Genomic DNA, 6,657 nt, shown 5'->3' on the forward strand with positions numbered 1-6,657 from the left:
CGTGATGGTCGCCAAGTCAGGCGACGCGCTTCTCACCGGGGAGGCCGTCGCCGCCCTGCTCCGGCACCTCGTGCCACGCGCTGACCTCGTGACCCCGAACCTGCCTGAGGCCGCCAAGCTGCTCGGCTGTGAGCAGGCCCAGGGACGCGATGAGGTGGCAGCCCAGGGGCGGGCCATCTGCGCACTTGGGGCGCGGGCGGTATTAATGAAGGGTGGCCATGCCGAAGGGCCTCTATGCGAGGATGTGCTGGTGTCGGCGGAGGGTGTCTGCGTCTTCACAGCACCCCGCATCGCCACACGCAACACGCATGGCACCGGCTGCACATTGTCATCCGCCATCGCGGCGGAGCTTGCCAAGGGCCGGCCGCTGGCGGAGGCCACTGGCGTGGCGCATGGCTGGCTGCACGCGGCGATCACGCGGGCGGACGAGCTGAGAATTGGATCGGGCCATGGGCCCGTGCACCATTTTCACGGGACATGGCGATGAGCTTCACGGTGATCGGCGCGGGCGTCGCCGGGCTTTGCATCGCCACCGAACTCGTCAAGCGGGGCGCAGAGGTTCGGCTTATCGACCGGGCGGGAGAGCCGGGACCGCATGCCTGTTCCTGGTGGGCGGGCGGCATGCTCGCCCCCTATTGCGAAGGCGAGACGGCGCCCGGCATCGTGGTGCGCCACGGCCTTGCCGCCGCGGACTGGTGGGAAGTCCATGGCGCGGCCGTGGCCCGCGGTGGCTCACTTGCCATTGCACTGGGCCGCGACCGGCAGGAACTCGACCGTTTTGCCCGCCGCACGCACGAAAACCGGTTCGTGGCCGGAGAAGAGCTGGCGGAGATCGAACCCGACCTCGCCGGGCGGTTCGAGCGCGCGCTGTTCTTTCCATCCGAGGCCCATCTCGCCCCGCGCCAGGCGCTTTCGGCACTCTCCGCGGGACTTCGCGCGAAAGGTGTCGCGATCACGCAGGAGGGTGTGGGAAGCCCAGGCCAGGTGATTGACGCTCGCGGCCTGAGCGCCAGGGACACGCTCAACGACCTCCGGGGGGTGAAGGGGGAAATGCTGCTGCTGAGCTGCCCCGAGATCACGCTGTCGCGCCCTGTCCGGCTGCTTCATCCCCGCATCCCGATCTATCTCGTGCCGCGGGGTGACGGCATCTACATGCTCGGGGCGACGCAGATCGAGAGCAGCGACCGCAGCCGCGCCACGGCACGCTCGGTGCTCGAACTGCTGAGCGCCGCCTATGCGCTTCATCCGGCCTTCGGCGAGGCCGAGATACTGGAAATCGGGGTCGATGCGCGGCCCGCCTTCCCGGACAACGTGCCGCGTCTCCGCCGGGTTGGCGGCAGGCTCCATGCGAACGGGCTTTTCCGCCACGGATTTCTGATGGCGCCTGCGCTGGCGCGGATGGCGGCTGATCACCTGCTCATGGGAGCCACACCGGAGTTGCTGCAATGAAGATCATGCTCAACGGCGAGACTGCCGAAATCCGCGGCGCGACCCTGGCTGATGCCCTGGCGGAGCACGGCTATGCGGATGCTCAAGTCGCCACCGCCGTGAACGAAGAATTCGTGCCGCGGAACGCGCGGCGCATGCGGATCCTGGCGCCGGGAGACCGCATCGAAGTCGTGGCGCCACGGCAGGGAGGCTGACGATGAGGTCGTTTTATGGCGAGACGCTGTCATCCCCCCTCATGCTGGGCACGGCTCTTTACCCCTCGCCCGCGGTCCTGCGCGAGGCCTTCACCCGCTCGGGCGCATCCGTTGCAACCGTCTCGGTGCGGCGGGAAGCGGGCAGCAAGGCGGCAGGAGCCGATTTCTGGGCGATGGTCCGGGAGCTTGGCGTGAGGGTACTGCCAAACACGGCGGGCTGCCATTCCGTCCGCGAGGCGGTGACGACGGCGCAAATGGCGCGTGAGCTGTTCGGCACCGACTGGATCAAGCTTGAGGTGATCGGCCATGCAGACACGCTGCAGCCGGATCCCTTCGCCCTGCTGGAGGCGGCGCGCATCCTGTGCGCGGAAGGGTTCAAGGTATTCCCCTATACCACGGAGGACCTGGTGCTGGCCGAGCGGCTGCTCAAGGCTGGCTGCGACGTGCTGATGCCCTGGGGTGCGCCCATCGGCACAGGCCTGGGCCTCACCAACCCTTACGGCCTTCGCACGCTGCGCGCCCAATTGCCGGATGTGCCGCTGGTGGTGGACGCAGGGCTCGGGCTTCCCAGCCACGCCGCGCAGGCGATGGAAATGGGCTTCGACGCCGTTCTGCTCAACACCGCCGTGGCGCGCGCGGGCGATCCGCCGGCGATGGCCGAGGCATTCGCCCTTGCCGTGAAGGCCGGGCGCCTCGCCCATGATGCCGACCCGATGGACCCGCGCGACATGGCAAGCCCCTCGACCCCCGTGATTGGAAAGGCCTTCCTCGCATGACGCTTGACCGTTTCTACCCGATCTTCGACGAACCCGGCTGGCTCGCCCGCATGCTGCCGCTGGGTGTGAGGCTGGTGCAGCTCCGCATCAAGGACAAGCCGGAGAACGAACTCCGCAGCAGCATCGCGCAAGCGCGCGACCTCTGCCGCAAACACGGCGCCGTGCTGGTGGTGAATGACTACTGGAAGATCGCCATCGAGCTTGGATGCGACTGGATTCACCTCGGGCAGGAAGATCTCGACACGGCGGACATTCCCGCGATCCGCAGGGCCGGGATCAGGATCGGGGTGAGCACCCATGACCATGCAGAGCTCGAGCGCGGCCTGAGCGTCGCTCCCGACTATATCGCCCTGGGGCCGATCTACCCCACCATCCTGAAGAAGATGAAGTGGCATGAGCAGGGCCTCGACAAGCTCGGCGAATGGCGGGGCCTCACCGGCAAGATTCCGCTGGTCGGGATCGGCGGGATGACGATCAGCCGCGCGGCGGGCGTCTTTGCCGCTGGCGCGGACATCGTCTCGGCCGTCACCGACATCACGCTCGACAAGGATCCTGAAGAGAAGGTCCGGCAATGGATCGCAGCGACACGGTGAGCCGTTACGCCCGCCAGATGGCGGTGCCAGGCTTCGGCGCCGCAAGCCAGGCGCGCCTGCGCGATGCGCAGTTGCTGGTGGTGGGCGCGGGCGGCCTCGCGGCACCGCTGCTGCCAGCCCTGGTGGGCGCAGGCATCGGGCGCATCCGCCTTGCCGACCCCGATGTGGTGGACCTCAGCAACCTGCACCGGCAGACGCTGTTCCGCATGAGCGACATTGGCCTGCCCAAGGTCGAGGCCGCGGCCAGGCACCTCCGCGCCCTCAACCCCGATACGGTGATCGAGCCGGTGGCAGCAGCGCTCGATCCCTCGAATGTCGCGGAACTCGCCGCCGGCTGCATGCTGCTGCTCGACTGCGCCGACAGCTTCGCCGCGAGCTACATCCTGTCTGATTTCGGCATGGCTGCCGGCATTCCGCTCATCAGCGCCTCGGTGCTCGGGACTTCGGGCTATTGCGGCGGCTTCTGCGGCCAGGCGCCATCGCTCCGCGCCGTGTTTCCGGAGCTGCCGCCCAGGCTTGGCAGTTGCGCCGAGGATGGGGTGATCGGGACGGCCGTCGCCGTCGTGGGCGCAATCCAGGCGCAGATGGCCATGGCCGTGATCACTGGTGATGCGCCCTCGCCGCTCGGGCAGCTCGTCACCTTCGAGGCACGCGGCATGCGCTTCGGAGGCTTCCGGTTCCTGGGGGCAGAAGAACCTGCGTTCCGCCCGCGCTTCATCGCCGCCGGGGACATCCGCGCGGATGACTGGGTAGTGGACCTCCGCGCAGCCGAGGAGGCACCGCTCGCCACGCCGCACGCCCTGCGCCTGACCGCCGAGGCGGTGGGCGAAGCGGGCGCCAGGCCGGAACACACGCAGCGCGCCGTCCTGTGCTGCCGCTCAGGGGCCAGGGCATGGCGGGCTGCCGAGCGCCTTTCCGCCCGCTGGGACGGAGACATCGTGCTCGCCGCACTCGGACAATCAGACGCAAAGAGGAAAACGACATGAAGAAGATCCTGCTGGTCCTGCTCTTGCTGCTTCCCGCGCCCGCCTTCGCGGCGGACAAGCTGACGGTACTTCTGGACTGGTATGTGAATCCGGACCATGCGCCGATCATCATCGCGCAGGAAAAGGGCTTCTTTGCCGAACAAGGGCTGGAGGTGACGGTGATTCCGCCCGCCGACCCGGCGGATCCGCCCAAGCTTGTCGCCGCCGGAAAGGCGGAAATCGGCATCTCCTACCAGCCGCAGCTTCACCTGATGCTGGATGAAGGCCTGCCGATCGTTCGCGTGGGCACGCTGGTGACCGCGCCGCTGAATTGCCTGCTGGTGCGCGATGATGGCTCGGTTGGCACGCTGGCGGACCTCAAGGGCAAGAAGATCGGCTATTCGCTGGCCGGATTCGAGCAGGCGCTGCTCTCGGCGATGCTCGCCAGCGCAGGGCTCTCGCTTTCGGATGTCGAGCTCATCAACGTCAACTGGTCGATCTCACCGTCCCTGATGTCGAAGCAGGTGGATGCGGTGATCGGCGCCTTCCGCAATTTCGAGCTGACGCAGATGGACCTCGCAGGGGTGAAGGGCCGCTGCTTCTATCCCGAAGAGGCGGGCGTTCCGGCCTATGACGAGCTCATCTACGTGGCAAAGCGCGACGGCCTCGACAAGCCGCTGATCCGCCGCTTCCTTGCTGCCACGGAAAAGGCCGCGAACTACATCGTGAACCATCAGGAGGAGAGCTGGAAAATCTTTTCCGGCACCGCACCAGAGCTTCAGGACGAGCTGAACCGCCGCGCCTGGGCGGATACGCTGCCGCGCCTGTCGCTGCAGCCGGCCGCCCTCGACAGCGGCCGCTATGTCCGCTTCCAGGACTTCCTGCTGAAGGCAGGGCTGCTGAAGAATGCGCAGCCCGTGTCGCGCATTGCCATCGACCTGGGCGCGGAATGAAGGCACCGGCAATTAGCCTTCAAGGCGCGGCGCGGATCGGGGGGGAACGGATCTTCGGCCCACTCGGCCTGTTTATTCCGGCAGGGGGCTGGACCTCTCTCCTTGGGGCCTCGGGCTCGGGAAAATCGACGCTCCTCCGGCTGCTCGCCGGGCTTTCCGAGGGGATCGGCTTCCAGGGTTCGATCAGCTGCGACGATGGCCTGCCCCTGCCCGGCCGCACCATCCTGATGCAGCAGTCTGACCTGCTGCTTCCCTGGGCGAGCGTTGTCGCCAATGTCACGATCGGCGCCAAGCTCCGCGGTGAGCGCCCCGACATGGCGCGCGCCGGGGAATTGATCCGCGAGGTGGGTCTCGCCGGCCTCGAGCACCGCAGGCCCGGGGAGTTGTCAGGCGGGCAGCGACAGCGCGTGGCCTTGGCCCGCACCCTGGCGGAGGACAGGCCCGTGGTGCTGCTCGACGAGCCCTTCTCCGCACTCGACCCGCACACCCGCCGCCAGATGCAGGACCTCACGCGGCATCTGATGGAGGGGCGCACCGTGGTGCTGGTCACCCATGACCTGATCGAAGCAGCACGGATGGGCGACAGCGTCGTGGTGATGAGCCCGGAGAAGGCCAACCGCGTGGACCTGCCCCCGGCGCCCGCCAGCGAAGACCGCACCGCAGATCGCGCCAGCCTGCTGATGCGCCACGTGGTGAGCGGCGCGGCGTGACAGGCACGTTCAAAGCCCTTGCCGCAGGCGCGGCGCTGATCATGCTCTGGCAGGCAGTGGTAAGCCTGTTCGAGATGCCGCCCTTCATCCTGCCCGGGCCCCTCCTGGTGGCCGGCGTGATTGCGGCGCAATGGCAATTGCTCGGCTGGCATGCCAGCGTGACAATGGTCCAAATCCTGACGAGCCTTGTGCTGGCGGGCCTTCTGGGCACTGCGACGGCGATTGCCATGGCCGCCTGGCAGCCGGTGCGCTCGCTCGTGCTGCCGGTCCTGCTGCTGAGCCAGGCAATGCCGATCTTCGCCCTCGCGCCGATCCTCACCCTGTGGCTCGGCTATGGCTTCTGGTCCAAAGTGGCAATGGCGATGCTCATCGTCTTTTTCCCCATCACCTCCTCCTTCTTTGACGGGCTGATGCGCACACCGCGCGGCTTTCTGGACCTGGGCGGACAGCTCAAGGGCCGGCCGGCCCGGGTGATGTGGCACATCCGCATTCCCACGGCGCTGCCCTCGCTCGCATCGGGCTTGCGGATGGCGGCGGTCTATGCGCCGGTCGGCGCGATCATCGGAGAATGGGTCGGCGCCTCGCAGGGATTGGGCTATCTGATGCTTTTCGCCAATGGCCGCGCCAAGATCGACCTGATGTTTGCCGCGCTGGCCGTTCTTCTGATGGTCACCCTGGCACTGCGGTTCATGGCCGAGGTGCTCTGCCGTCTCATGCTATCCCGCTATCCCGCTGCGTAACCGTCATCCCCGCTTCTGCTTCAAGGCCAACTCCCGCAAAAAGGCCTTGGCGGTGACGACGGAGGCCACTTCAGGCTTGGCAAACCATAAAATGGCTTGTGCACCTGGATCCGATAGTTCTGGTGCTAAACCCTTGGATACATTAAGCTTGGGGATGTCCCGGTCGATGTAGAAATTTGGAGTGAGGTTGGCGTTGCTCTCCTCGAGCCGTAGGCTCGGGGTGTTCAATCCTAAATGGAGAGCAACACCATGAAGAAAGCTACCACATCCATCAATG

Annotated in this window: 10 protein-coding genes; 9 read left to right on the forward strand and 1 reads right to left on the reverse strand. The window is 67.0% G+C overall.

What is annotated here, in order from left to right:
* The 9 genes from ACILRA_RS17890 to ACILRA_RS17930 all read left to right on the forward strand — a co-directional run.
* Positions 1–487: hydroxymethylpyrimidine/phosphomethylpyrimidine kinase (locus tag ACILRA_RS17890; RefSeq protein WP_395663423.1), on the forward strand; the 487-nt coding region annotated here is incomplete at its 5' end.
* Positions 484–1,449 carry an FAD-dependent oxidoreductase gene (locus ACILRA_RS17895; protein WP_395663424.1) on the forward strand — a complete coding sequence of 322 codons (966 nt, stop codon included), beginning with the start codon at positions 484–486 and terminating at the stop codon, positions 1,447–1,449. The genes ACILRA_RS17890 and ACILRA_RS17895, both read left to right, overlap by 4 nt.
* Positions 1,446–1,643 (forward strand): sulfur carrier protein ThiS, encoded by a 198-nt coding sequence (thiS, locus tag ACILRA_RS17900; RefSeq protein ID WP_395663425.1) that lies wholly within the window; start codon positions 1,446–1,448, stop codon positions 1,641–1,643. Before ACILRA_RS17895 ends, thiS begins: the two co-directional genes overlap by 4 nt.
* A gap of 2 nt (positions 1,644–1,645) precedes the next feature.
* Positions 1,646–2,419, forward strand: a complete 774-nt coding sequence (locus tag ACILRA_RS17905; RefSeq protein ID WP_395663426.1) for a thiazole synthase — start codon at positions 1,646–1,648, stop codon at positions 2,417–2,419.
* Complete coding sequence (locus ACILRA_RS17910; RefSeq protein ID WP_395663427.1) at positions 2,416–3,012, forward strand: thiamine phosphate synthase; 597 nt, start codon at positions 2,416–2,418, stop codon at positions 3,010–3,012. Before ACILRA_RS17905 ends, ACILRA_RS17910 begins: the two co-directional genes overlap by 4 nt.
* Positions 2,991–3,998 (forward strand): HesA/MoeB/ThiF family protein, encoded by a 1,008-nt coding sequence (locus tag ACILRA_RS17915; RefSeq protein WP_395663428.1) that lies wholly within the window; start codon positions 2,991–2,993, stop codon positions 3,996–3,998. The genes ACILRA_RS17910 and ACILRA_RS17915 overlap by 22 nt, the downstream gene beginning before the upstream one ends.
* Positions 3,995–4,930, forward strand: a complete 936-nt coding sequence (locus tag ACILRA_RS17920; RefSeq protein WP_395663429.1) for an ABC transporter substrate-binding protein — start codon at positions 3,995–3,997, stop codon at positions 4,928–4,930. Before ACILRA_RS17915 ends, ACILRA_RS17920 begins: the two co-directional genes overlap by 4 nt.
* Positions 4,927–5,640: an ABC transporter ATP-binding protein gene (locus tag ACILRA_RS17925; RefSeq protein WP_395663430.1), complete on the forward strand. Its 714-nt coding sequence runs from the start codon at positions 4,927–4,929 to the stop codon at positions 5,638–5,640. Before ACILRA_RS17920 ends, ACILRA_RS17925 begins: the two co-directional genes overlap by 4 nt.
* Positions 5,637–6,380 carry an ABC transporter permease gene (locus tag ACILRA_RS17930; RefSeq protein WP_395663431.1) on the forward strand — a complete coding sequence of 248 codons (744 nt, stop codon included), beginning with the start codon at positions 5,637–5,639 and terminating at the stop codon, positions 6,378–6,380. The genes ACILRA_RS17925 and ACILRA_RS17930 overlap by 4 nt, the downstream gene beginning before the upstream one ends.
* 3 nt (positions 6,381–6,383) lie before the next feature.
* Here ACILRA_RS17930 and ACILRA_RS17935 read toward each other — a convergent pair.
* On the reverse strand, positions 6,384–6,657 hold a 274-nt coding region (locus ACILRA_RS17935), incomplete at its 5' end, for a hypothetical protein (protein WP_395663432.1).

Source organism: Aestuariivirga sp. (assembly GCF_044239095.1).
Taxonomy (GTDB): domain Bacteria; phylum Pseudomonadota; class Alphaproteobacteria; order Rhizobiales; family Aestuariivirgaceae; genus Aestuariivirga.

Bases quoted from the DNA above. Each gene is read 5' to 3' on its own strand.
- ACILRA_RS17895 (WP_395663424.1), top strand. From the start codon at position 484: ATGAGCTTCACGGTGATCGGCGCGGGCGTCGCCGGGCTTTGCATCGCC.
- thiS (WP_395663425.1), top strand. From the start codon at position 1,446: ATGAAGATCATGCTCAACGGCGAGACTGCCGAAATCCGCGGCGCGACC.
- ACILRA_RS17905 (WP_395663426.1), top strand. From the start codon at position 1,646: ATGAGGTCGTTTTATGGCGAGACGCTGTCATCCCCCCTCATGCTGGGC.
- ACILRA_RS17910 (WP_395663427.1), top strand. From the start codon at position 2,416: ATGACGCTTGACCGTTTCTACCCGATCTTCGACGAACCCGGCTGGCTC.
- ACILRA_RS17915 (WP_395663428.1), top strand. From the start codon at position 2,991: ATGGATCGCAGCGACACGGTGAGCCGTTACGCCCGCCAGATGGCGGTG.
- ACILRA_RS17920 (WP_395663429.1), top strand. From the start codon at position 3,995: ATGAAGAAGATCCTGCTGGTCCTGCTCTTGCTGCTTCCCGCGCCCGCC.
- ACILRA_RS17925 (WP_395663430.1), top strand. From the start codon at position 4,927: ATGAAGGCACCGGCAATTAGCCTTCAAGGCGCGGCGCGGATCGGGGGG.